Raw genomic sequence first — 266 nt, 5'->3', positions numbered from 1 at the left:
ACTATGATCTCCGGAGCTATCGTTTAAACTACGAAATCTGCGCAGTGATGTATCACTCCGATGTGGCTCGGGAACTAACGGAACAATTCGAACGGGATCTTGCCGAGGCGACTCCCTATCGTTTGGAAGATCACGTGAATCGACCTTCATCCGAGCGGATGCTTGATCAAGCGGCGCGTTTGTTGTCTCCTTTGTTATAATACACAAGCAATATTGGATTTAGGCATTCGTCTATGGTGCAGGTATCACCCCCGGCATATATATAG

The 266-nt window shown here is 47.4% G+C and carries 1 pseudogene; it reads left to right on the top strand.

Annotated elements, in window-relative coordinates:
* A pseudogene (locus tag ACSNOG_RS33445) lies at positions 1–200 on the top strand (hypothetical protein); the annotation flags it as partial.
* Positions 201–266: the final 66 nt, after the last annotated feature.

Origin of the sequence: Streptomyces sp. URMC 124, from assembly GCF_051386455.1 — a bacterium.
Classification (GTDB): domain Bacteria; phylum Actinomycetota; class Actinomycetes; order Streptomycetales; family Streptomycetaceae; genus Streptomyces.
The sequence above is the reverse complement of the archived record's forward strand: the minus strand, read 5'-3'. Positions and strand labels throughout refer to the sequence as shown.